22 protein-coding genes are annotated in these 22,846 nt (G+C 41.4%); 13 read left to right on the forward strand and 9 right to left on the reverse strand.

Annotation, left to right across the window (positions count from 1 at the left end):
• Positions 1-69: 69 nt before the first annotated feature.
• On the reverse strand, positions 70-648 hold the full coding sequence (locus RMY63_RS31295) for a phycobiliprotein lyase (RefSeq protein ID WP_322732422.1): 579 nt from the start codon (positions 646-648) through the stop codon (positions 70-72).
• Between the two features lie 115 nt (positions 649-763).
• Here RMY63_RS31295 and RMY63_RS31300 point away from each other — a divergent pair, with 115 nt between their 5' ends.
• A complete protein-coding gene (locus tag RMY63_RS31300; RefSeq protein WP_322732423.1) occupies positions 764-1,588 on the forward strand; it encodes a pentapeptide repeat-containing protein in 825 nt (274 codons plus the stop codon).
• 221 nt (positions 1,589-1,809) lie between these two features.
• On the opposite strand, the gene RMY63_RS31305 is transcribed toward RMY63_RS31300, so the two are convergent.
• Entirely contained in the window at positions 1,810-2,010 is a 201-nt protein-coding gene (locus RMY63_RS31305; protein WP_322732424.1) for a hypothetical protein, read from the reverse strand.
• Between the two features lie 152 nt (positions 2,011-2,162).
• Positions 2,163-2,825: a HEAT repeat domain-containing protein gene (locus tag RMY63_RS31310; RefSeq protein WP_322732425.1), complete on the reverse strand. Its 663-nt coding sequence runs from the start codon at positions 2,823-2,825 to the stop codon at positions 2,163-2,165.
• A gap of 70 nt (positions 2,826-2,895) precedes the next feature.
• On the opposite strand from RMY63_RS31310, the gene RMY63_RS31315 reads away from it, so the two are divergent.
• The 6 genes from RMY63_RS31315 (at position 2,896) to RMY63_RS31340 (ending at position 7,834) form a co-directional block, all read left to right on the forward strand.
• Positions 2,896-3,477 carry a phycobilisome protein gene (locus tag RMY63_RS31315; RefSeq protein ID WP_322732426.1) on the forward strand — a complete coding sequence of 194 codons (582 nt, stop codon included), beginning with the start codon at positions 2,896-2,898 and terminating at the stop codon, positions 3,475-3,477.
• 385 nt (positions 3,478-3,862) lie between these two features.
• On the forward strand, positions 3,863-4,726 hold the full coding sequence (locus RMY63_RS31320; protein ID WP_322732427.1) for a phycobilisome linker polypeptide: 864 nt from the start codon (positions 3,863-3,865) through the stop codon (positions 4,724-4,726).
• A gap of 387 nt (positions 4,727-5,113) precedes the next feature.
• Positions 5,114-5,872, forward strand: a complete 759-nt coding sequence (locus RMY63_RS31325; protein WP_322732428.1) for a phycobilisome rod-core linker polypeptide — start codon at positions 5,114-5,116, stop codon at positions 5,870-5,872.
• A 264-nt stretch (positions 5,873-6,136) separates the two neighbouring features.
• Positions 6,137-6,673: a phycobiliprotein lyase gene (locus RMY63_RS31330; RefSeq protein ID WP_322732429.1), complete on the forward strand. Its 537-nt coding sequence runs from the start codon at positions 6,137-6,139 to the stop codon at positions 6,671-6,673.
• 197 nt (positions 6,674-6,870) lie between these two features.
• Positions 6,871-7,512, forward strand: a complete 642-nt coding sequence (locus RMY63_RS31335) for a chromophore lyase CpcT/CpeT (protein WP_322732430.1) — start codon at positions 6,871-6,873, stop codon at positions 7,510-7,512.
• Positions 7,496-7,834: a CpeR family transcriptional regulator gene (locus RMY63_RS31340; RefSeq protein ID WP_322732431.1), complete on the forward strand. Its 339-nt coding sequence runs from the start codon at positions 7,496-7,498 to the stop codon at positions 7,832-7,834. The genes RMY63_RS31335 and RMY63_RS31340 overlap by 17 nt, the downstream gene beginning before the upstream one ends.
• A gap of 140 nt (positions 7,835-7,974) precedes the next feature.
• Here RMY63_RS31340 and RMY63_RS31345 read toward each other — a convergent pair whose 3' ends face one another.
• Complete coding sequence (locus RMY63_RS31345) at positions 7,975-8,136, reverse strand: hypothetical protein (protein WP_322732432.1); 162 nt, start codon at positions 8,134-8,136, stop codon at positions 7,975-7,977.
• A gap of 250 nt (positions 8,137-8,386) precedes the next feature.
• On the opposite strand from RMY63_RS31345, the gene RMY63_RS31350 reads away from it, so the two are divergent.
• Together RMY63_RS31350 and RMY63_RS31355 are read left to right on the forward strand one after the other, a co-directional pair.
• Positions 8,387-9,394 carry a phycobilisome rod-core linker polypeptide gene (locus tag RMY63_RS31350; protein ID WP_322732433.1) on the forward strand — a complete coding sequence of 336 codons (1,008 nt, stop codon included), beginning with the start codon at positions 8,387-8,389 and terminating at the stop codon, positions 9,392-9,394.
• 248 nt (positions 9,395-9,642) lie between these two features.
• Positions 9,643-10,557, forward strand: coding sequence for a M23 family metallopeptidase (locus RMY63_RS31355; protein ID WP_322732434.1), 915 nt, complete (start codon positions 9,643-9,645; stop codon positions 10,555-10,557).
• Positions 10,558-10,868: 311 nt separating this feature from the next.
• Here the strand turns inward: RMY63_RS31355 and RMY63_RS31360 are convergent, their stop codons facing one another.
• Positions 10,869-11,723 carry a cyanophycinase gene (locus tag RMY63_RS31360; RefSeq protein ID WP_322732435.1) on the reverse strand — a complete coding sequence of 285 codons (855 nt, stop codon included), beginning with the start codon at positions 11,721-11,723 and terminating at the stop codon, positions 10,869-10,871.
• Between the two features lie 524 nt (positions 11,724-12,247).
• Entirely contained in the window at positions 12,248-12,451 is a 204-nt protein-coding gene (locus RMY63_RS31365; protein WP_322732436.1) for a hypothetical protein, read from the reverse strand.
• A gap of 328 nt (positions 12,452-12,779) precedes the next feature.
• Between RMY63_RS31365 and RMY63_RS31370 the strand changes: the two genes are divergently transcribed.
• Positions 12,780-14,690 (forward strand): acetate--CoA ligase family protein, encoded by a 1,911-nt coding sequence (locus tag RMY63_RS31370; RefSeq protein ID WP_322732437.1) that lies wholly within the window; start codon positions 12,780-12,782, stop codon positions 14,688-14,690.
• Positions 14,691-14,904: 214 nt separating this feature from the next.
• Positions 14,905-15,495 (forward strand): thioredoxin family protein, encoded by a 591-nt coding sequence (locus tag RMY63_RS31375; RefSeq protein ID WP_322732438.1) that lies wholly within the window; start codon positions 14,905-14,907, stop codon positions 15,493-15,495.
• Positions 15,496-15,562: 67 nt separating this feature from the next.
• On the opposite strand, the gene RMY63_RS31380 is transcribed toward RMY63_RS31375, so the two are convergent.
• From RMY63_RS31380 to RMY63_RS31390, 3 genes are all read right to left on the reverse strand, one after another.
• Positions 15,563-16,774, reverse strand: coding sequence for a sensor domain-containing diguanylate cyclase (locus RMY63_RS31380; protein WP_322732439.1), 1,212 nt, complete (start codon positions 16,772-16,774; stop codon positions 15,563-15,565).
• 616 nt (positions 16,775-17,390) lie between these two features.
• The gene (locus RMY63_RS31385) at positions 17,391-17,621 is read right to left on the reverse strand and encodes a DUF6737 family protein (protein WP_099099524.1); all 231 of its coding nucleotides are present in this window, start codon (positions 17,619-17,621) and stop codon (positions 17,391-17,393) included.
• A 59-nt stretch (positions 17,622-17,680) separates the two neighbouring features.
• Positions 17,681-19,300: a cyclic peptide export ABC transporter gene (locus RMY63_RS31390; protein WP_322732442.1), complete on the reverse strand. Its 1,620-nt coding sequence runs from the start codon at positions 19,298-19,300 to the stop codon at positions 17,681-17,683.
• Positions 19,301-19,618: 318 nt separating this feature from the next.
• Between RMY63_RS31390 and RMY63_RS31395 the strand changes: the two genes are divergently transcribed.
• Together RMY63_RS31395 and RMY63_RS31400 are read left to right on the forward strand one after the other, a co-directional pair.
• The gene (locus RMY63_RS31395) at positions 19,619-20,476 is read left to right on the forward strand and encodes a hypothetical protein (protein WP_322732440.1); all 858 of its coding nucleotides are present in this window, start codon (positions 19,619-19,621) and stop codon (positions 20,474-20,476) included.
• 301 nt (positions 20,477-20,777) lie between these two features.
• Entirely contained in the window at positions 20,778-22,433 is a 1,656-nt protein-coding gene (locus RMY63_RS31400) for a B12-binding domain-containing radical SAM protein (RefSeq protein WP_322732441.1), read from the forward strand.
• Positions 22,434-22,846 lie beyond the last annotated feature (413 nt).

A 22,846-nucleotide genomic window follows, 5' to 3' on the forward strand; every position in this document is an offset into this window, starting at 1 on the left:
TAGTTATTCTTCTTGTCTCCCTCATCTCCCCCATCTCCCCACTCCCCACTCCCCACTCCCCACTCCCCACTAACGCCTAGCATGATTCCGACCGATCATTTGCTCCAAGACTTCTTGAGAAACACAGCGACGCTCAGAACAATAAGTCATCAAGTTGATTCCGTTCATCATTCGCACAGTACTGACTCTGACACGAAAATCATCCGTAACAAACCAACAACGTTCCTGACCTTGATTGTTGTCATAGTCAGTATCAATTGTCAGCACTCCATCATCGGCAAACCGATATCGGCTCACAACTGGAATACTCTCAACATAGCCTTGATTGCGAATCAGTTTTCCAGAACGCCTCGTTTCGTCGGGAACATCAACCAAAATCGCAGCATTATCGGTATTGGGTAGCCTGGTATCCAGATTAGCTTGCCATGCAAAGCTAGCACCGCTTGTTGCTTTACTAGGATCTATCCCTTGGGCTTTACAAACTTCTTGGACTTTCGGATCGTCCTTTTCCATAACTTTTATAATCAAATTCGACTCCCCGGACTCATCCGCCGCCGAGTCAAAATGATGAACGGAGCGTTCTGTAAACCATGTACCTTCACTTTTACGGAAGAAGTCGAGCATTGTCAAAGGCGGTATTATATGCATCTGTTTTGAAACCTCGTTTGATCAAATTTTGGCGTTATTAATCCTGAGTGATGAGATGAAGTCCCGATTTAGCTAAAGTGTAGAATAACTCCAAAAGTGATATTTTAATCAGCTGATGACAAATAGTGAAATTCAACTTATTACAAGCGAACGCCCCAGTCCAACTCCAGAAATCTTAACAGCCCTCAAAGCCGGAACCCCTGTGGATTCAATAGATTTGTACCAATTCAATCTAAAGCAAGTTGATTTCCGACAAGCTAACTTGAGTAAAGCCAAGCTATTAGGAGCTGACCTCAGTGAGGTGGTATTAAGTAATGTCGATTTGAGTGGAGCAGATTTGCGAGGCGCTAATCTGCAAGGAGCCGATTTGAGTGGGGCTAATTTGCAGGGAGCCTATTTAAACCGTGCTGACCTCCAACAAGCAAATCTCAGTGGCGCAAATTTGCAGGGAGCCAAACTCCAAGTAGCACGTTATGATTCACAAACGAAATGGCCTGAAGAATATAATTACAAAACTTCTGGAGCGGTAGGGCCGGGTGCTAATCTCAATGGTGCTTTTCTCAATACAGCTTCTTTACGAAATGCAGATTTACAAGGTGCTAATCTGCGTGGAGCCTACTTGAGTGGCGCTGATTTGACAGGAGCCAATTTACAAGGTGCTTATTTGAGTGGTGCCGATCTAACAAAAGCTTATTTGACAGGGGCTTGCTTACGAAATGCTCGACTGACTGGAGCCGATTTGCGGGATACAGACCTGCGAGCAACCGATCTCAGTGATGCAGAGATGGAGCATCTTCTAAGTATCGCTGGGGCAGACTTTACTCTTGCTCAAGGACTCACAGAAGCAACTAAAGCTATGCTTTTCAGCCGTCCACATTCAGAACTCGATGTTTGGAACGCCTATACCCGCACAACAACTCGTGAAAGTTTGAGTGTTTAAGCGTGCCGATTTTAGATTCAAGCTGCACTCCTTGTGGGCGAAATAAATCCAAAATTCGGTGTTGCGCTGACAACGCACTAAAGGTGCGACCCCAAATCCAATAATTATTTAATTATAGCACAAGCCTTGGTGATTAGGACATCAACAGATGATAAAACTTAGACACAAAAAGACTTTTCACCCAGTACCCAGTCCCTTGCTATAGTTGTTCTGTAGTGAGTTTACAACGGCTGCCAGTTCTTTTTCAGGAGCGCTAAAAATGTCGCGTATCCTTCGGAAAAACCGGGCGGATCAGGTAGGACATATTGTGGAAATTCTTTATACGATCGCCAAGGTTCCGAAGCATTATGCCGCAAATATAAAGCAGATTCTGAGGAACCTGGTAGTCGCCAAGTCATTTGACCAGCTTGTATATCAGTCACAAATGCCTCCTCATCTAGAAAAAGTTGATCTTTTATTCCAGATTTTGACAGATTAACCGGATATTTTAGTCAAATTTAAGGTAAAATAAAATATATACTATTCATCTGATAAGTTTTCTCACAATAATTGCATTGGGGACAAACCCAAGCCGCTATTGTGGCAATAAGTCTTCTAAAGCAGCTCCAACAACTCGGTGATCCTCATCCTGTCTGAGTTGGTTGAGGGCTACTTTGGCTTCTGGCTCATCAAATCGTTTGAGGGCATAGCTAACTCGCACGCGCATCCGCCAAGATTCATCATTCACCAACGTTAGGATCTGGGATAATGCCGCAGTATGTTGGCTAGAGTTAGCTAGTAAGCCAAGTGCATCAACAGAAGATTCCTGAACTGTGAAATCTTCATCTTTTAAACCCTGAACGCATATATCAAATAGTTCTTCAGGGCAATCCATTTCAGCGATCGCAGCCAAAATGCTCCGCCTAACTAGCCAGTGATCATCTTGATAATATGCCAAAACTAGATGAGAAACTGCAACTCTGCCAAATAGCGATAAAGAATTTGCCGCCTCAGCCCGCACGTTGGGAGTATCATCAAATTTCATAATTTGCATCAAAGCTGCAAAAGATTCCGCTGATTGTTGATTACCCAAACCTCTAGCCACAAAAGAACGCACTAAAAATTCTGAGTCATGAAGTTTACTCGTAAGCAGAGGAACTGCAACTTCTGATTCATAATCATTGAGGGCAGCGATCGCCTTCAAACGATAATGAAAATCTGGGTTCTTCAGTTCAGCTTGGATTTTATGGATTTCCATAAGTGCATTTGGTACAGCTATTCTTTATTTTAGGGCATGCCCCATGCCCAATACCCTATCCCCAAAACCAATGACTCAATTAAGCGAAACCGTTAAAGAATTAATCGCTAAAGCTAGAATTGTCAGCTTTGCTGAGTGGGAACAGTCCCATCCACAAGCAGCGATCGCTATATTTCAAGCTGCGGATGATGCTTTTCGCTACCTCAATGATGAAGATTTATTGCAGATTAAAACCTTGTCACCCGATAATTCTGAGTTGATTCCTGTTGCTCAATTGTTACGCGATCAGGCAGCCGAAATCGTTGATGAATCTAGGGAACAAGTTTTGGCAACTTATCCCGAAATTATCCAGCCTGGAGGCGGTCTTTATCCACCTGAACGTGCCCAAGCTTGCTGGCGAGATTTTTGGCATTTTCTCCGCTGCATTACTTATGGCATAGCAGGTGGTCACAGTAAATATACAAATCCCACAGGACTGCATTATATGAATTTGCTCTATCAGGAGTTACAAGTTCCATTGGATGCAATGGTTTTAGGCTTAAAAAGCATCAAGGCTGCTAGTTTGAAACGCTGCCAAGCCGATCAGCAGCAAACTCTTGCTCCCTATTTTGACCATTTAATTAGCCAACTAGCTACTTTCCAAATTCAATAGTATTTTTGTACTATAAAATTGCGCTCGCACTGTGCCAGTTGCGTAAGTCCTAATCAAGATCAGCTTGTGTAACTCGGCACACTTAATACTCTGGCTCAAGGAAATGTTATTCTACCATCATTTACATCCCAATTGCAAATCAAATACTAAAAAAAAGCTGAATTTTCTCTCAAGTATGATTTAACTTAACAAATTTTAATAAATATGGTTTCAGCATCGTATCACAATATGTAAAGGCAAACGATGCAAAAACTTAAAATCATCACGACTAATAAGGATTTAAAATCTCTATGTCCCCTACTTTTTCACCATGATGTAAAGTTTTTTAACATCTGCTGAATATCCTTCTCATAAAATTTTAGTTGTTAACTAGGAGATAGTTTGAATGGCTTTTGGACCAGCATCACGATTAGGGGTCGCTCTGTTTGAAGACACTGATACCATTGATCTGTGGCCAAATCGCTCTAATGAGGATGTTGAAACCGTAATTAGAACTGTCTACAAGCAAGTTCTAGGTAACGCTTATGTAATGGAGAGTGAGCGGCTTTCTGTTGCTGAATCCCAACTCAAACGGGGTGAAATTAGCGTTCGCGGGTTTGTGCGTCAAGTCGGGAAGTCGGAACTTTACCGTTCGCGGTTTTTTGATAGCACCCCTCGCTATCGGGCGATTGAATTAAATTTCAGACATTTCCTTGGTCGTGCGCCATTGGATCTAGAAGAAACGCGTACACACAGCACTATTCTAGATAGAAAGGGCTTTGAGGGTGAGATTGATTTTTATCTAGACAGCGACGAATATCAAGAAACTTTTGGGGAAAACATTGTCCCTTATATTCGGGGTTACAAAACCGAAGCTATCCAGAGTTTGGTTCAGTTTACCCACTTATTCCAACTGGTACGTGGTTCCTCTAGCAGCAGCCTGAAAGGTGACTTAGCTGGCAAACAACCAAAATTAAACAGCCTGCTAATTCAAAGCACGCCTACCCCTGTGGTTTCACCAGCCAGCAAGGGTGCTACATTCCGTAACCCAACATCTACTCCTCGCACTCGTCAAGGTGTAGGATCTGATGATGATGGTAAGGTCTACCGGATTGAAGTGACTGGCTACAAAGCAAATGTGGTAAATAACATTTCCAAGTTTCGCCGCAGTAACCAAGTCTTTTTCGTGCCATACAATAAGCTTTCACAAGAGTATCAACGGATTCACCAACAGGGTGGTACGATCGCCAGTATTACCCCTGTCAACTAAAGAATAGAAATTCGGGATTTAGAGATTAGGGATTGGGAAATAATTCCGCTATACTCAGTCTCTAGTCTTTTAATCCCCAGTGCCGATCGTTTTAGGATTTACGCAAAACTACACGCGCTTAGAAGCAGAAAATCATTCTTTTCGGCTGTAGTTTGCGTAAATCCCGGTCAATCAAAAGTTAGCCAAAGCGATCGCTAATCTGGAGTTTGACAAATTCCGCCGTCAGTTGTGATATACGAAAACATTTAACCCACTTTCACAAACTAAAGTTTTACAAAAGCTAGTCAGTAGCAAAAATAACTGACAACTGATGGGAAATTTTACCTCTATAAAGGGGTAGGATACTTGTAAATTTAATTTAATTAGCGTTTTTCGGGAGATACTTCAATGTCACTTTGGGTTATTGATTCACCTACTGTTGAGCTGCGTCCGAACACCAGCGAAAGTGAATTACAAACACTGATTCGGGCAGTTTACAAACAGGTTTTGGGTAATGCTCACTTGTTGGAAAGTGAGCGACTAGCCACAGCTGAATCGCAATTGCGCGATCGCAAAATCAGCGTCCGTGAATTCGTCAACATCGTCGCGAAATCAGAGATTTATCAATCCCTGTTTTTCAACTCTTCTTCGCAGTATCGGTTCATTGAACTGAACTTCAAACATTTTCTAGGACGTCCTCCTGCCGATCAAGCAGAAATTTCCGAACACGTCCGCATCTACAACGAACAGGGCTATGATGCTGAGATCGACTCCTATATCGATAGCAACGAATATCAGCAGAATTTTGGCGAGAATATTGTTCCCTATGTTCGCAGCGCAAACTCCCAAATCGGAATTAAAAATGTTACCTTTAACCGCACCTTTAGTTTAGCGAGAGGATTCGCTAGCAGTGATAGCGATCGTAAAGCCAAACTGATTGGCGATATCGGTTCTAATTTACCCACATCCATCAAAGCTCCTGCGGCTGGTTCTAGTGTCAACAGCACCGATAAACGCTTCTTGATTAAAGCTGTCAAAGGTGCAAGTAATCTCCGTACTCGTCTGGGCAACCTGCAATATGTAGTTAACTACAACCAACTGTCTGGACAAGTGCAAAACATTCATCGGACAGGCGGCAAAATTATCAGTATCACTGAAGTTGCTTAGATTTGTCTAAGTAGGAGGCTGGGGACTGGGGAAGGTGGGGCCCCCTCTGGGGATAAGGGGTAATGGGGACTGGGGAAAGAATAACAACTCTAAACTCCTAACTCCTAACTCTTGTACAGACGCGATTAATCGCGTCTCTCCCCACTCAGCACTCCCCAATGCAGTTGTAGTCAAGGAGGCTAACATATAGATTAAGAGAATAACTTTCTTTTTTGTCAAGATATCTCTTGGATTTTAAGCTACTTTTTTAAAATCACTTTTCTAATGGAAATTACTGAGTTTTTTGAACTTTCAATTGGACGATGGCGATCGCAGCGAAGCGCTCATCATTTAGCATTCGCCCATTTTGAAGAAGTATTGTCTAACATTGACATTGAGTCTCTATCCACCAACGATCCAGCAGTGGTAGCAATCTGTCAATTGCATAACACTGAACCCGCCAGTATTACTCACCCCTTTCGGATGACTTGGGAAGGTGAGTCAGACTGGGAGGATAAACCAATCTCTGGCAGTACTGTACTAGTACCAATTCCCGATGTCGAAAATCCTTCTAGAGGAAAACTCCTGCGGGACAAAGGCTACGCTGAAACAATTCCAGCAGTGGCTAAATATCATCTGAGTGACGATGGTATTTTTACCCTGCTAACAGAGTATGAACTCGCTGCTGCTGAGGAGCGAATTTGGTTTGCTAACCCAAATCTCCGATTTCGGGTAGCAATGATTAAAACTAGTGATGGTAAAGGTGTGACAACAGCTTCCTTTTCTTCAGAAATTCGTTCTTTGTCAAGTTCAACCAATTAGCAAATATCAGGTTAAAACATAAAAGGGTACAAGCTCACACCACTTGACGGCAGTTGCTCCACTTGGGGAGACCCCAAGACCGCACTGCCTCCTCTACTTGGGGAAACCCCAAGACCGCAGTGGCTCCTAAATTTATTTATGGAGATTGTTAATTTTGAATTTTGAATGCGTGAATTTTGAATTCGGAGCGAAGCGACGTGACGATAGCGCCCAGCGAATCTAGCACCAACGCTAGCGATTTGCTCACCTTAGCCTGTTGGATGGCAGGAGATTTTAGCAACTACAAGCAATCTTTTGCAAATCCGCAACTTTACGCCCACATTCACATTTTTTTTCGTCCTTTACCGATTGAATTTTTTTCTGGCATCGGTTTCTATTCGGAACAAGCTTATGACCACGATTTGTGGACACCCTATCGTCAGGGAGTACATCGACTAGTCGATTTGGGCGATCGCATTTATATCGAAAATTACAGCTTGAAAGACCAGATGCTTTATGCAGGTGCAGCTCGTGAATTAGATATCCTTAAAACCATCACCCCAGAAAGCATCGAACGGCGTTATCACTGTTCAATGGTTTTCCAACGAGAAGGTGAAATGTTTCGAGGTAGTGTCGAATCGGGTAATCAATGTCTGATTCAACGCAATGGATGCCAGACATATCTTGTCAGCGAAGTAGAAATAACCGAGCATACTTGGATAAGTCTAGATAAAGGTATGGATATTGAAACCCATAAGCAAATATGGGGATCTACCGCTGGCCCATTACAATTTGAAAAACGGGAAAGTTTTGCTGATGAATTACGTGCGGTGAGCGCCAGAAATGTTGATTCAGCTTGAATCTGTTAAAACCAAAATGTTGCCTCCACTGGCTGAAAAAAAAATGCGCTGCTGGATTCGCAGCCGCCATTTAATTTGTTCGGGTAACTTTTTTATATTCGAGACATTAGAATACACAACGATTGAGAGATTTTCTGAATGCGTTGCTTCTTTAGGAGGTACAGTAATATCCGTTGACCCAGTTAATAAAATTTGGATGGGCGATCATCGCCAAGTTATTTTATATCAGGCAAAAGCTAGTTTACATACACCTCATCATGATTTGAAACAATACTGGATAAAATACGGTGGTTTCTACACTAGATTTGATGAGCGTGCTTGAGAGTGACTATCCTGAAGAAATTCTTCTGACAGGCGTCTACACTTCAATTCAAAATTAAGTTTTGAATTTTAAATACTCCCCAAGGGGGTTGACGGCTAATTGTTAATGTCTAATTGCTAATTTCTCATTGTGATTAGCTGTTAGTTATTAACAGTTAGCCGTCTAAGTTTGTTAGAAAATGTAACTAAAAAATTCACCAAAACTTGATAAATTAATCCTGACCCAATAATTAGTAAATCATAAGTAGGGTGTGTTATGGCTTTAGCCTCACGCACCATGTTATCGATCTGTGTGTTAGGCACTTTGATTTATATTTTTTGTGACAAATCATCTTGAAATATGCGCCTAACACAACGCCAGTTGCTTCTCCCTTGGCGTTAGCCTCTCCCTTTGGGAGAAGGAGAGACGCTCTTGCTAGCTTGCTTCCCCGTTCGCGGAGCGTTCCGTAGGAAAGGGGTACAAGCCAGGGAACCCGTCCAACGCACTGGCTCCCCTACAGAAATTTTATTCTTAGTTTCCAAATTAGTTACTCTTACCCACACTAACCCAACTATGCAAATCTTCCTAGACGACGAAACCAGACGACGCCAATATCAAGCATTTCCCCAAACAGAACCCATCGAACTGTGGACTACTGCTTCAGTTGATGACATTGAAACTGTAATTCGAGCAGTTTATCGGCAAGTATTGGGTAATGCCTACATCATGGAAAGTGAGCGGCTCGTAGTTCCAGAATCCCAACTCAAGCAAGGCATAATTGATGTGCGTGAGTTTGTGCGTCAAGTTGCCAAATCAGAGTTATATCGCTCCAGATTTTTTGATAACATTTACCGCTACCGAGCAATTGAACTGAACTTTAAGCACCTGCTGGGTCGCGCTCCCGATGACTACTCGGAGACGATATATCACAGCAACATTCTAGATGAGGAGGGTTTTGAGGCGGATATTGATTCTTATCTTGATAGCGACGAGTATTTAGATGCCTTTGGCGAGAATATAGTCCCATATTATCGAGGTTATAAAACTCAAAAGGGCAAAAAGATATTGGAATTTACCAATATGTTACAACTGGTGCGGAGCAACTCTAGCAGTGATAAGAACTTAGCAACGAATAATGAACCTCAACTGGTGCGATCGCTAATTACCAACGCTCCTTACGGTAGACAAAAACTCACAGATATTAGTGCATTGCTGGCTGAAATATTCAAGCCCAAGCCAGAAACTGCTGCTCCAGTTAATACCTTTATTCCAACTCCCACAGCAGCCCAGCAAAGCTTGCAGCAAAAGATTCAAGAGCAAGAAAGCCAGATTACAACTTTGCAACAACAATTAGCAGACTTACGACCATTTGCCACTATTGGGACAACAAAATTTAGTAGTAGTTGGCAGTCTTCTAGTTTGCCCACCAGCACAGGTGAATATACATCTTTGCAACAGCAAGCTGACGCTCAAGAAAAACAGATTGCAGCTTTGCAAGAGCAAATTGCTGATGCCCGCCGATCTGCCACAATTGGCGAAGCCCGGTTGAATAAATGGCGCAGTCGCGTTTTTAATGGGTAATTTCTCTACTGTTTAGTTTATCGGGTGGGTTAGGCAAGTTTAACTCACCCAGCCCTCTCAATGCGAACAAATGAACTACTTTAGGAAAATTTGAAACTATTTCCCAGAATTAAATATAGCGGTTCTCATTATCTAAAAAGTTAGAAAGCTACAAACTCACTAAAGATTTCCTGATATTTTCCGAGTAAGCTTGAAACAACAAATAATCAGAAAGTGTCTGAATTGTTGTTCTAATAGACTTACAACTTATGAAAAAAGCTACTGCTTATCGATACCGTACTTACGGACTAATTGGGTTAATATCCTTAACCGCTGTATTAAGTACAGCTACATCTGCCTTAACACAATTAGCAGGCGATTCCCCAATTGGGCAAACTCCTATCCCTACTTCTAACTTAATCTGGCCAACTAAAGGGTTTATTTCTCAAGGCTTCCGCAAATATCAACATGAAGGAATTGATATTGCAGGGGCATCTGGAACTCCTGTTGTGGCTGCGGCATCCGGTACAGTTGTTAAAGCAGGTTGGGATAATTGGGGATTAGGAAATGCCATAACTATTAAACATCTTGATGGCAGCATTACTGTTTATGGCCACAATCGCCGTTTGTTGGTGAGCAAGGGTCAACAGGTCATTCAAGGTGAAATTATTGCCGAGATGGGATCTACAGGCAATAGTACAGCACCTCATCTGCACTTTGAAGTTCATCCAAATGGTCGAGTAGCAGTTGACCCCCTTCGTTTGTTGATATCCGTAACTGCAAGTGTTGGTTCCGGTTCTAAAGTTCAGCAAGTGGATAACCCGAACCGCCCAGTCTCGCCACCCCCAGTAGCAAATCAAATTTCACCTTCACAGCCAATTCCAATAGGTTTTGCACCTGTAAGCGGTGATACTAAATGCAATGGAGTTACCATCATTGAAGGTGAGACAGCAAGCATTCGTGTAAAAGTCTGTGAAGAAAATGGTCAGTTATTTTATATTGGGCAATTGAAGCAAGACCCAAACAAGCCGATAAAAATAACAGCTTTGAATATTGGTAAAAGCAGATATCGAGCAGATAATGGAAGTTTTTATTATTTAGTCACTCCAGAAAAAGTGGAAGTTTGGCGAAATGGCAGTCAGATTCGTTCTGACAGTTTTTATAGTTTAACGAAATCGCCTTGATATTCTTTCTACCTTACTTTGGTGAAGATGGTTATTTAAAATATCACTTTTTGTTATACTGGATTGTTAAAAACTTATACCAATTCAATTAATGATTGCAACATATTCTTGGGTAAAGACGCGATGAATCGCGTCTCTACAAATGGTCTATTTGTCGCATTCTTTTTTAAAATTGGTATTAGCTACTGTGCAGATTTTATTTCGCTTAGACTTCAGTTTTGAACCGCTTGATATCCCCTACCTACCAAAGGTTGAGGCAGGGGTATTACAGCGATTAGAAAAATTTTCAGTTTAAATACACTTACTAAAAGTTAAGTGTTAACTGAAGCAAGTGGTTGAGAGCCATTTGGTACAGAGCCATTATTTAGGATCGGCTGACGAGTTTTCAGGTCAAATTTGAAGCCATGTGGCAAAATATGAAGCTTTGCTCCACAAATCGCCAAAGACTCATCCTTCAAAATTTCGCCCATATTGTTATATGTAGCTTCTGATTCATCAACAATTGTAACCGCACCTTCACCAATTACTTCAATTTGGTTATCTATTACTACCATAGCGGTATTTTCGTCAATACCAAATCCCAAGACAGCAGGCTGTAGTATCAAAGCTGATATTAAACGTCCCAAGCGTCCCCGTTGGGAAAAATGCTGGTCAATTACTACCCCTGGTAAAAATCCCAGACCTGGGCCCATTTCGACAGTTTCAATCCGAGGATGTGTTTCTGAGTCGCCTTCCACAATCATAACGTCTGGCATCACAGCAGCTCCGGCACTTGTGCCTGCGATAACTGCGCCTTCAGAAAAGCGCTGGTGAATCGCCGTATCGATTTCGGTGTCCTTAAGGATGTTGGTAATACGAGCTTGATCTCCCCCTGTAAAAAATACCCCAGTTGCTTTACTAATAGCTTCCAATGCGGTAGATGAAGATGCATCTTCACGGGTTTCTGTATCAATGATGCGAACAGTTTCGGCTCCCAGGCGCTCAAACACTCTAATGTAATTTTCTCCCACTTCTCTTGGTAGTTCTGTGGCTGCTGTCAGAATTACAATATACGCCTTTGTACCTCCAGCGCGTCGTACAAAGTCCCGCAAAATTACAGAATCTCCCTCTTTATCTTCGGCTCCCCCAATAATTACTAACTGCCTTTTGATATTACTTTCCACCATGATGCCCCCTGGATTTGAGTTAATAAATCTCACTAAAACATGACAATTCAATGTATCAAATCATCCCTTTGATAGATTACTTGATAAAAGTAGGGTTAACATTTGCGTAGACGCATTCGCAAAGCGTCTTGTAGAGAAGCGGCTTGTCCTTAGACATCGCATTTAGACCAAAATATTTTTCCGAAAAATTATCTAAATTTTTCATTTACTAAATCAAATCTACAACGTCAAGTGCCTTTAGAAGTATTTCCTAAAGGCATTATTGGCTATATAGCAATCCTATTTGAATTGTGAAAAATATAGATTAGAAAACGAACTGCCTTTCTTTCCCTACGGGACGCTACGCGAACGCACAGCGTCTCGTTAGAGAAGGACGCAAAGGAAAGAAAGAAGAAAGAGAGATATAATTTTCACGAATGATTTAGGACTGCTATATTACTAATTGTCAATTGGAGAATTCTCGTGCAATGTGAGTAATTGGTATTGACCTAGCTAAATGCAATTTAGATATGCGATCGCAAGTCCTAATGAACCCGACTTCTGTAAAGTAAGTTAGTTAAGAAAAAACGTGCTTGTTCTAGTGGCAGATGTCTGGGTTTGCCTTGGTAGACAATTTGATACTCATTCATGTCTTCCCCATCTCCATGTCCAGAGATCAGCTTTTGGTGAAAAGCTTCGTCAGCTAGTTCTCGAATTTCATCTCTTAGAGCAGCTTGTGTGCTATTCATACTTTGCTGTCTTTTTATACTGTCTTTTTAATGCCCCACGTCCATTTATACAATTTTTGGATGAGTATTGCACCTTTCAAAGGTTATATCTTTGATTATTCATAAGGATGAATTGACTGTAATTGATTACTGGCAGAAGAATGGGGATTAAATTATGCCTTAAGATAGTTAAAAATGCTTAGTAATAGAGTTAGCGTGGGTTCTGATTAGCTCAGTGGCAAAGCCATCACTCTCCAAAATTAACCTGAGTCAATCTACAATCAGTAAGTCTGAGTAACTATAACTCAGCATTAAAATTTTAGGGTGTTTAGCTGAAGGTTTGTAATCAATGGTTCTACAAAAAAGCAGTGAATTAGTCCGCATTAATGCTAGAAGAACGGATGTATTCGATATTTTCAACTTCAAGCATTACTTTGGCCCCAACCCTTATTTAGATGTAGGGGCAGTAGTATTTGATTTTGCTCTAATTGACTCTAGAAAGCCTTTGCCCATTGAAGATTATATTGCCAGCATTGGCGATCGCTATCCAAATCTTCGCGATCAAACCTACGAATCTTATGCCCATCTCTTTGCCCAAGTTGTGTCTGAAGCCGGAAAATTGGACATGGATTTACACCTAAACCGCTGGAGTGTTAAGCCATATCCAAATCTGACGCGGATTAGCATCCAATCACTACATGAACGCACAACTAGAGAGGTAGTCTACTTTGTTTGGGATTGGTTTGAAGCCATTACCCAAGACGAAGACTTTGCCTTTGATGAGCAACTGGTGAGGTTGCAAGATAGATTTCGCGCATCTGTCTACGGTGGCCCCACAGTTTACGCCCTATTGCGAACAGCTTACCAGAAAGGTATTCCCGCCTTTTATTTGTGGGAAGAAGGATTGATGCAATACGGCTTAGGAAAAAAACACGTCCGGGGGGTAGCAACAACATTTAACTGTGATAGCCATCTAGATTCAGAGTTTACTACCCGCAAAGATGATTGTAAGGCATTTTTGAAAACCTTGGGTTTCCCAGTACCTGAAGGTAGTATTGTCTTTTCCGAAAAAGAAGCCTTGGCAGCAGCAAGAGAAATTGGCTACCCAGTGGCAGTTAAGCCAGTAGTGGGTCACAAAGGAATTGGCGTTACGGCTGATGTACAAGACTCAAAAGAACTGATATCTGCTTATAATCGGTCACTAGCAGCGATTCCCGAAAATCAGCAAACCCGAATAATTGTTGAGAAAAGCATCACCGGATCGGATTTTCGTTTGTTGTGTGTCAATGGTCGATTTGTCGCCGCCACAGAACGCCGTCCAGCATCAGTCGTGGGTGATGGGTATTTAACGCTTGCAGAGTTAATTCGCCAAGAGAACCGCAAACCTGCACGTTTAGACACGCCAACTTCGCCGATGAGTAAAATTCAGATTGATGAAGCGATGGAACTCTACCTAGAGGAACAGCGCTTATCATTAGACAGCGTGATTGAGAAAGAACGCACTGTTTACCTGCGTAAAGTTGCTAATCTTTCAGCCGGAGGTATGAGCATCGATGCAACCCCGACAGTTCATGATGACAATATTATCTTGGCGCAAGATATTGCCCAACATTTTCAGCTGACTTGCCTGGGAATTGATGTGATCACCAAAAGTCTTGCAGAATCTTGGAAGTCTAGTAACTTTGCCATCCTGGAAATCAACGCTGCACCAGGCGTTTTAATGCATCTTAAACCTTCTGTTGGTGAAAGTGTTGATGTGCCTTCTCATATTTTAGAAACCTTTTTTGAGTCGGGTACAGATGCCAGGATACCAATTATTACCTTTAACAAAATCTCGATTGAAGAACTACAAGCGACGATTGACCATATCCTTTTGCAAAATTCCAACTTGACAATAGGTGCTGTTTGTCGTGATGCCGTTTTTGTGAATCGCTCGAAAAAAGTATTAAGCAAAGATTATAACAGTAATGTTCAAACTTTGCTGCGTCATCCCAAACTTGATTTGCTAATTGCCGAGTATCCTGAAGAAATCCTCGAAGAACAGGGCATATTTTACCAGAATAGTAATATCGTAGTTTTGGATAATCCCACCGAAACTGAGATGATTTTGGTGCGAGATGTTTTCGATGGTTCGACTGTGGTGATTAGAAAAGGCAACGATATTTCTATTCGTCGCAAAGGGTTGATTGAAGATTATACTTTGGGTGAAGATGAACCGTTTACGCGAGTTTATTTGAAGGAAACTGGAGCAATTTTGTAAGTGAAGTAAATAGGGGATTGGGGACTGGGGAGCAAAGAGGCAGGGGAGCAGGGGAGCATAAGGGAGAAATAACCAATGCCCAATGCCCAATGCCCAATGCCCCATGCCCCATGCCCCATGCCCAGTTCAAGTGTTCCAAAGGTAGAGAAATTAAAGAGCGTAGAGTCAGCTAAACTAAAGAAGAAATTGCTTAATAAGTTTTTATAATTCTCTTATGAGTACTGATTCACCTGTTAATTCTCCCGAAAAACCTGAATCCACATTCGGGAAGCGTGTGAGAAACTTTTTAATTGTAATGGTAGCGATCGCTCTTAGCGTTTCCCTCGTTTTAGGATTGCGAACTGAAACAACCTCGGCAACTCTAGCCAAGTTAAGCGAGACTTCCACACCGTTAGAAGTAGCCGTCAGCAACGGCAAACCATCTCTAGTAGAGTTTTATGCTGATTGGTGTACTGTCTGCCAAAAAATGGCACCAGATATCACTCAATTAGAAACAGAGTATGCTGACAAGATGAATTTTGTCATGCTGAATGTAGATAATACCAAATGGCTGCCAGAAATGCTGAGATATCGGGTGGATGGGATTCCCCATTTTGTATTTTTGAGTCAGCAAGGAGAAACCATCGCTGAAGCGATCGGCGATCAACCCCGGACGATTATGGCTAGTAACTTAGAAGCTTTGGTTACTGGTTCCTCTCTCCCTTACGCTCAAGCTAGCGGCAAAGTTTCTAAATTTTCAGCCCCAGTAGCACCAACGGCAAATCAAGATGACCCCCGCAGTCATGGCAGCCAGGTGGTAAATTAAAATAATTCGTAATTCGTAATTCGTAATTCGTAATTCGTAGTTAAAGACTGTTATGTAATGGGATATTCTATGTAAGAGATTGCCGCTTGAGACGCTTGTGAGCATACATTAATTCGTCAGACCTAGCGATTAGTTGTTCTAATGACATATTGCTCTCTGGTGAGTAACGCTCTATGCCGATACTCATCGAAAGTTTATAGCTACAGTTTTGCTGTTGATTAAAGCTGGCGATATTTGCTTGTAGACGCGCTTGGATACTATCAGCGTCCTTAAAGTAGCTAGAGATGAAAACAATGAACTCATCTCCACCTAAACGGGCAACAATATCTGAGTTCCGAAAACTTTGCTTAAGTAATCGACCAGCATCAATAATCAACGCATCTCCAATGTCATGACCAAGGGTGTCGTTAATCTGTTTTAGTCCATCTAAATCAATGAACATAACCCAGCAAAACACTTTCATGCGGTGAGCAATTTTCAATTTCTGTGCAGCCATTAGGAAGAAACCACGCCGGTTATACAAACCTGTTAGTTCATCAGTGAGCAATAATTGTCTTCCTTCGATCTCTGCTTGTTTGCGGTTGCGAACTTCCTGAATGAGTTCCATTTGAGCGATCGCCTGACGACTTAGGCGGCGCAGTGCATCTAACTGCTGGTAACTTAGATGATGAGGAATGGTATCCATCACACACAAAGTCCCAATTGGAAGACCATCAGGCGTAATTAGAGGGACACCAGCGTAAAAACGAATTTTGGCATTACCTTTGACTAAGGGGTTGTTCTTAAAGCGATCGTCTTTAATGGCGTTGGGAACCACTAATATATCCTCTGGTTTAAGAATGGCGTGGGAGCAAAAACCCCAATCTCTGGGTGTTTCGCTACTTTTTAGTCCAATCTTAGACTTAAACCATTGGCGATCGCTATCAACTAAGCTAATTAAAGCAATTGGAGTCTTACAAATGTAGCCAGCAATAGCAGTTAGGTCATCAAATGCTTGTTCGGGTAGGGTATCTAGAATATTGTAGTCTGCCAGCGCTTTAAGCCTTTCTGCTTCATTGTCAGGTAGAGAAACACCTTGGATTTTCACAGATGAGTGTCTAAGCCTTAGCCGGTAAAGTCTGGGATGCTGGAAATTTCGGAACAACCGCAGCATTACCTTTCTAGCAACAAGGCTGGGTAACATAAATATCTCTGCAACGAAAATCAACATTCGGTTGAATATACAGAAATATTTTATTACATAATGTTCTTCATGCCTTTGGTTTGCTCTGTTGTTCATGTCACCCAGCTTTCCCTGTCAAATTCCCTAAGTATCTACATACTTACAAGGTCTTTTGCCCAAAGGAAGCTTAAAAAATATCAATATTAGCAAAAAATTATCAAAACTTATTATATTGTTAGAGTTATTAATCATGGATTAATGTTTTTGATACCACTATATAGCAGGGGACTGGGGACTGGGGACACTTCGAGTGAGCTTCAGTGCATCGCTGGGGGCTGGGTGAAAAGTCTTTTTGTGTCTAAGTTTTATCATCTGTTGATGTTCTAATCACCAAGGCTTGTGCTATACATACATAAGTTCTGAGGGTTAGAAACCGATTTGGAGAACTTCTTCTCACAATTTGCTTGAGCGATCGCTTAACTTTGCAGCACAGTCTTGCTCATCTCTGCACGTCTACGCAGAGATGATACGATGTCCGGTTAAAGACTTATCATTAAGACCGCTTCTGCCTCCTGCCTCCTGCCTTATCCCAACTACAAATATTTACGCCCACCTACTTAGATTCGGGAATTATAACTAATTAGCTGGACAGGATCTGAGATGCTAAATCTCTGAACACGGTGGAATAATTTTCTCTACCTGGACTAATTTCCAGCATTACATCAAGCTCAAACTACTCTTTATACGACTCCAAAATTCCACTGCGAATCATTAGTTGTGGCCAAAACAACACAAAAAATGCCATCCACGTTCCTATAGGGATGGAAACAAGAACTGTTAGCCAAATAGTTTTAAATAGTAACCAGCTACCACCAATTAGTGTTACACCTGTGAGAACTATAGACCAGGGTTGACACCACCAAGGTTTGTAGTTCCAAGGATTTATGGGCTTTTGTTCAGACATTAGTTTTATTTAGTCAAACTCCAAATATTCCTTTAACAATTATGAATTATTTTGACATATTAAGTTTTATCGTACTCTATTTTTCCATAGTCAAGTTTGATAATTCGGTCTGCTAAATGAAAATAGCGATCGTCATGGCTAATCACCAGCACTGTTTTACCCCGCGATCGCAGTTCTGGGAGAAGTTGAGTGTAGAATATTTTCTTGAATACTGGATCTTGATCGGCTGCCCACTCATCAAATAGATAAATTGGTCGATCTTCCAAGTAAGCTGTGAGTAAAGCTAGCCGTTTCCGTTGCCCTTGAGAAAGAGCAGTGGTAGAAATTTGTCCATTTTCAACTTTCACTTTCTGGTCTAGTTGCAGTTGTTTTAAATATTTTTTGGCTTGAGCGTCCAAGTGAGAATTTTTTAATCCTAAAAGTTCTTCAAATAAATAAAAGTCGGAAAACACCACAGAAAAATGCTGGCGATACCATTCTCGATTTTCTTCGCTAATTAACTCGTCATCAAACCAGATTTCACCGTTCTCTGGGAGATAAAGCCCAGTAATTAGTTTAGCTAATGTAGATTTACCGCTACCATTACCGCCGACAATGAAGACTAATTCTTCAGGATAGAGTGTCAAATCTATGGGGCCAAAAATAAAGCTATTGTCTTCTTGGTCTGTGTAGTAAGTGTGGATAACACTTTGAAACTTCAAGCTGTGCCAGTTATATTTCAAAGCAGGTGGAACAGTAGATAATTCAGTTCGACTAGCTAGAGATAAACCCAGTGATTCGATTTTTTGTAAGGCAATACTGGCTTTGCTTAATAAAGGAAGTTTACTGATGATGTTATCCATTGGTAACACCAAGTAAGTGAAGGTCAAAATGTAGCCAGAGAGAGTTTCGGGATTGATGGTAAGTAGATTAGGCAGTATAAACAGTACAAAACCGAGGGCAAAAAAGAATATGAGTTGACCCCAGCTTGAAGTTATGGCAAAAAGGGTTAGACCGTTAACATTGTGATGACGGAATTCGTTAGCAGTTGATTGCAGTTTTTGTTCTAAAAAGTCTTCACGCCGCTTGTAGTTGAGTTTGAGTTCCTTAACTCCTTCGGTAATGGTGCGAAAATGTTTAAATAGATGATCTTCATCTTCACGAGCTAGAGTCAGCAATTTTCTTCCTCTGTTGAGTAGCCACTGACAACTAGCGATCGCAACTACTGAAATACCACAAACCATCAGCAATACTAACCAAGAAAGCCAGGTTATATATGTTATACAACCCAAGACGATCGCTAAATTAATAAAAATGAAAGGCATCTGATAAACAGCATTAGCAACTGCCTGAATATCTTCTGTTAAAGTTGCTAATAATCGAGGATTCCCTAAGCGTTCTAGATGACTCAATTCAGAAGCGAGAATCTGGCGACTCAAATGCATCCGTAATTGTAAGACTGCATTTTGAGAAAGACGAATCAGCATCATTTGAGAAATGATACTGGTAATTAGTGCAACTATTGCCAGCCCCGCAAAACCCCAAATTATTGATGTGAGGCGAGAAGCACCACCGCTACTTGCAGCATGGCTAATTAAGGCAATCAAGCCAGCACTACTACCGCCACTCAAAAATCCGGTAGCGATCGCGATCGCTACCATCGCATAAGAACGTGTTAACAACCACCGTATAATCAATATTTCAGCCTTAAATTTCTCTAATAATGTTCAAAAGCACATTTCTCAAGTCCTGAGTGTCTATTTTGAGCATATTTTTCTAGATATTAACTATGCTCATAAAATGCTCACCTTATTTTTGCTATCCCAGTTGTCTCACCATATATATCCTAAGTTCTTCAAGTAATACTCTAACAACTTGGGACAACCAATCTCTACTCCGAGCTCTCCAGAGCGTGGTTTAGGATCTGTGACTTTCCCACAATCTCCTTAGTTTTCTAAGTAAAAGTATCCTAGACTACAAAAATTTGGCTAGATCGCACTTCAAGAAATGACGGTCGAGTGATTCTTTGGAATTTAAATCTTAATGATTTATTAGAACAGGGTTGTACCTTAGCAAATAACTATCTACGCACCAATTCTTCTATAACTTCCGAGATTCGTAGTCTCTGTAAGATACCAGAAATTGCTCCAAAATTACTTATTGAGCAAGGAAGAGATTTGGCACGCCAAGGAAATTTGGAAGGAGCGATCGCCAAATTTCAAGAAGCTCGAAAACTAGGTCAAACTTTCGATTTTGACTCGAAGGATGAAGCAAAACGTTTATCTGACGCTTCTACACAATTAGAAACAGGATTGGAAGCAGCAAAGTACGGAAAACTCAAAGAAGCAGCCTATGCTTTTAAAGCGGCAATTGCTCAAGATCTTGCCTTTGGTAATTCAGGTATTGAACCCGATCAAGAAGCAAAGCGCTTATATGCTCTAAACCTTGTGGGTACTTCCCAACGATTAGCAGAAGGGCTAAAAGTAGCAAAGCTGGGAAACCTGGTAAAAGCAACTGAGACTTTTCAAAAAGCGATCGCTCAAGATCCGGCCTTTAATTCAAAAGTTAAACGTGACAAAGAAATAGACCGCTTAAAAAAAGCAGCCGAGGATTTCCAAAAAGAGATCAAGCAAGTTCCTACCTTGAATTCAAAAGTTGAACGCAATATAAAAATAAAGGGCTTATACGATAACAGTAATCTCAAAAAACTAATTCAGGACTATCAACGAACAAATCCCAAAAAAATAATTCAGTACTATCAGCAAGCAAAAAAACTTTACCTACCAATTGAATTTTCTACCCAAACTTGGGATTTTCTATGCAATGATGACACTACTAAGGGCCAATATGCTAAAGCGTGTTCACAAATAAAGTGAAGACGATCGCTTCGACTTAACTCTGTATAAAGAGTAACAATCTTGATGGGCACGACTTTCGGCTTAATTGTCATACGGTAGCTAGATCCCCCAGTCTAACGGGGCGACAGCGCACTGTTCGCGCAGCATCTCGTAGAAAAGTATCTCGAAGATTCTTCTCTCTACTACGTTATACTCAGAATTACAGTTTCAAAAAAGTTGTACATGGCGGGAAATATCACGGTAAGCTAATTGGAATTACAGCTGATTGTGCCAGTAGATTGTCAAGTTAGCTGCTCAGTTTTCCGGGGTAAAATTTGCGATGACTGTGAATTTAAAGTCTTTAGAGAACCAAATTAATGTAGTGGGCGATTCCAAAACCGCTTCTACTGCTCAAGGAACCCGCTACGTTCCTTCGCACTATCGACGCATTCTGTGTATTTTTCCTAAGTACAGCCGCTCTTTTGGTACTTTTCATTATGCTTACCCACTCATGGGTAATGTCCGAGCTTTTATGCCACCCCAAGGTATTTTAATTGTGGCTGCCTACTTACCTATAGAATGGGAAGTGCAGTTTATTGATGAGAATGTCAAATCAGCAACGAGGGCTGATTATCAATGGGCTGATGTGGTAATTGTCAGTGGAATGCATATCCAAAAACCACAGATTAATCAAATTAACGAACTTGCCCATCGAGCGGGGAAAATTACAGTTGTGGGTGGCCCCTCGGTATCTGGGTGTCCAGAATATTATCCTGAATTTGACATTTTACATTTGGGCGAATTGGGAGATGCTAGCGATCGCATGATCGAATATCTAGACCAAAACTCTCAACGTCCCCAAGCGCAAATTCGCTTTGAAACCAAGGAACGTTTACCTTTAACAGAGTTCCCCACACCAGCTTATCATTTGCTGAATATCAATGATTATTTCTTGGCAAATGTCCAGTTTTCTAGTGGTTGCCCTTATCGCTGCGAGTTTTGCGATATTCCCGAACTCTATGGCAACAGCCCTCGGATGAAAACACCAGAGCAAGTAGTCGCCGAGTTAGATGCAATGCGACAATCTGGCAATTTGGGGGCAGTGTATTTTGTCGATGATAACTTTGTTGGCGATCGCCGCGCCGCGATGAAGTTACTTCCTCATCTGATTGACTGGCAAAAGCGCAATGGCTATCCCATCCAGTTTGCTTGTGAAGCAACGCTCAACTTAGCTCAAAGTCCAAAGCTGCTGGAAATGATGCGCGAAGCTTATTTCTGCACAATCTTTTGCGGTATTGAAACACCAGAACCAAATGCCCTCCATGCGATTTCCAAAGACCAAAATCTGAGTATGCCAATCTTAAAAGCAATTCAGGTTTTAAATAGTTATGGTATGGAAGTAGTATCAGGAATCATTATCGGGTTAGATACAGATACACCAGAAACAGCAGACCGAATTATCGAGTTTATTCGGGCATCGCAAATTCCCATGTTGACAATTAACCTACTTCATGCATTACCTAGAACTCCATTATGGCGGAGATTAGAAGCAGAAGGACGACTTATCTTTGATGAAAGCCGCGAATCAAATGTTGAATTTTTGATGCCCTACGAGCAAGTTGTTGAGATGTGGCGGCGCTGCATTACAACTGCTTATGAGCCAGAATTTTTATATCAGCGGTTTGCCTACAACATGGAACACACCTATCCAAATCGGATCGAAGTCCCTAACAGCCCAGCTCGCACTTCTGGGGCCAATATTCGCAAAGGTTTAACTTATTTAGCTAATATTTTGCTGCGGATAGGCATATTTAGTAACTATCGTCAGACTTTCTGGAAAATGGCCAAGCCAGCACTGAAAGCAGGTAATATTGAAAACTTGGTTCATGTTGGACTTGTGGGACACCATTTAATTAAGTTTGCCCAAGATTGCGCCAAAAATGAAGAATCAGCTTCATTTTATTCGCAAAAAATTATTACGAAAGTTCGTAGCTAACGTCACAATTAAAATCAGTTTTGAGAGGCTGAAAGTCTGTTAAAAGTAAGTCTTGATCTCTAGAAAAGTAACCTGAAAGACACACTCGCGATACTTCTTTGGAAAGACGCAATCATACTGCTACCTACCTAAGATTATAAGGGTTGAAAGCCCCAAGTGGAGGAGGCAGTGCGGTCTTCTCCCAAAGGGAGAGGCTAGCGCCTTTCCTTCGGAAGGCTACGCGAACGCGGAGCATCTCGTAGAGAAGAGGTCTCCCGAAGTGGAGCAACTGCCGTCAAGTGGTGTGGGCTTTTGCTTGATTTTTTAGGGGTTATTTTTCGTCTTCTTATACCCCCTAAACGCTTACAGCGCTCCTTAGTAAGTAAGTCGGCGGAAAAATTTATAGTTATGTAACAAAAAGTTAAGGAGAATGG

The organism is Nostoc sp. ChiQUE01b (assembly GCF_034531255.1).
GTDB lineage: Bacteria > Cyanobacteriota > Cyanobacteriia > Cyanobacteriales > Nostocaceae > Nostoc.

Coding starts and splice junctions, on each gene's coding strand:
- RMY63_RS31385 (WP_099099524.1), bottom strand. CDS start 17,621: ATGTCTGAACAAAAGCCCATAAATCCTTGGAACTACAAACCTTGGTGG.
- RMY63_RS31320 (WP_322732427.1), top strand. CDS start 3,863: ATGGCTTTTGGACCAGCATCACGATTAGGGGTCGCTCTGTTTGAAGAC.
- RMY63_RS31370 (WP_322732437.1), top strand. CDS start 12,780: ATGGTTCTACAAAAAAGCAGTGAATTAGTCCGCATTAATGCTAGAAGA.
- RMY63_RS31350 (WP_322732433.1), top strand. CDS start 8,387: ATGCAAATCTTCCTAGACGACGAAACCAGACGACGCCAATATCAAGCA.
- RMY63_RS31330 (WP_322732429.1), top strand. CDS start 6,137: ATGGAAATTACTGAGTTTTTTGAACTTTCAATTGGACGATGGCGATCG.
- RMY63_RS31340 (WP_322732431.1), top strand. CDS start 7,496: ATGTTGATTCAGCTTGAATCTGTTAAAACCAAAATGTTGCCTCCACTG.
- RMY63_RS31355 (WP_322732434.1), top strand. CDS start 9,643: ATGAAAAAAGCTACTGCTTATCGATACCGTACTTACGGACTAATTGGG.
- RMY63_RS31375 (WP_322732438.1), top strand. CDS start 14,905: ATGAGTACTGATTCACCTGTTAATTCTCCCGAAAAACCTGAATCCACA.
- RMY63_RS31380 (WP_322732439.1), bottom strand. CDS start 16,774: ATGAACAACAGAGCAAACCAAAGGCATGAAGAACATTATGTAATAAAA.
- RMY63_RS31325 (WP_322732428.1), top strand. CDS start 5,114: ATGTCACTTTGGGTTATTGATTCACCTACTGTTGAGCTGCGTCCGAAC.
- RMY63_RS31400 (WP_322732441.1), top strand. CDS start 20,778: ATGACTGTGAATTTAAAGTCTTTAGAGAACCAAATTAATGTAGTGGGC.
- RMY63_RS31315 (WP_322732426.1), top strand. CDS start 2,896: ATGACTCAATTAAGCGAAACCGTTAAAGAATTAATCGCTAAAGCTAGA.
- RMY63_RS31300 (WP_322732423.1), top strand. CDS start 764: ATGACAAATAGTGAAATTCAACTTATTACAAGCGAACGCCCCAGTCCA.
- RMY63_RS31295 (WP_322732422.1), bottom strand. CDS start 648: ATGCATATAATACCGCCTTTGACAATGCTCGACTTCTTCCGTAAAAGT.
- RMY63_RS31365 (WP_322732436.1), bottom strand. CDS start 12,451: ATGAATAGCACACAAGCTGCTCTAAGAGATGAAATTCGAGAACTAGCT.
- RMY63_RS31310 (WP_322732425.1), bottom strand. CDS start 2,825: ATGGAAATCCATAAAATCCAAGCTGAACTGAAGAACCCAGATTTTCAT.
- RMY63_RS31360 (WP_322732435.1), bottom strand. CDS start 11,723: ATGGTGGAAAGTAATATCAAAAGGCAGTTAGTAATTATTGGGGGAGCC.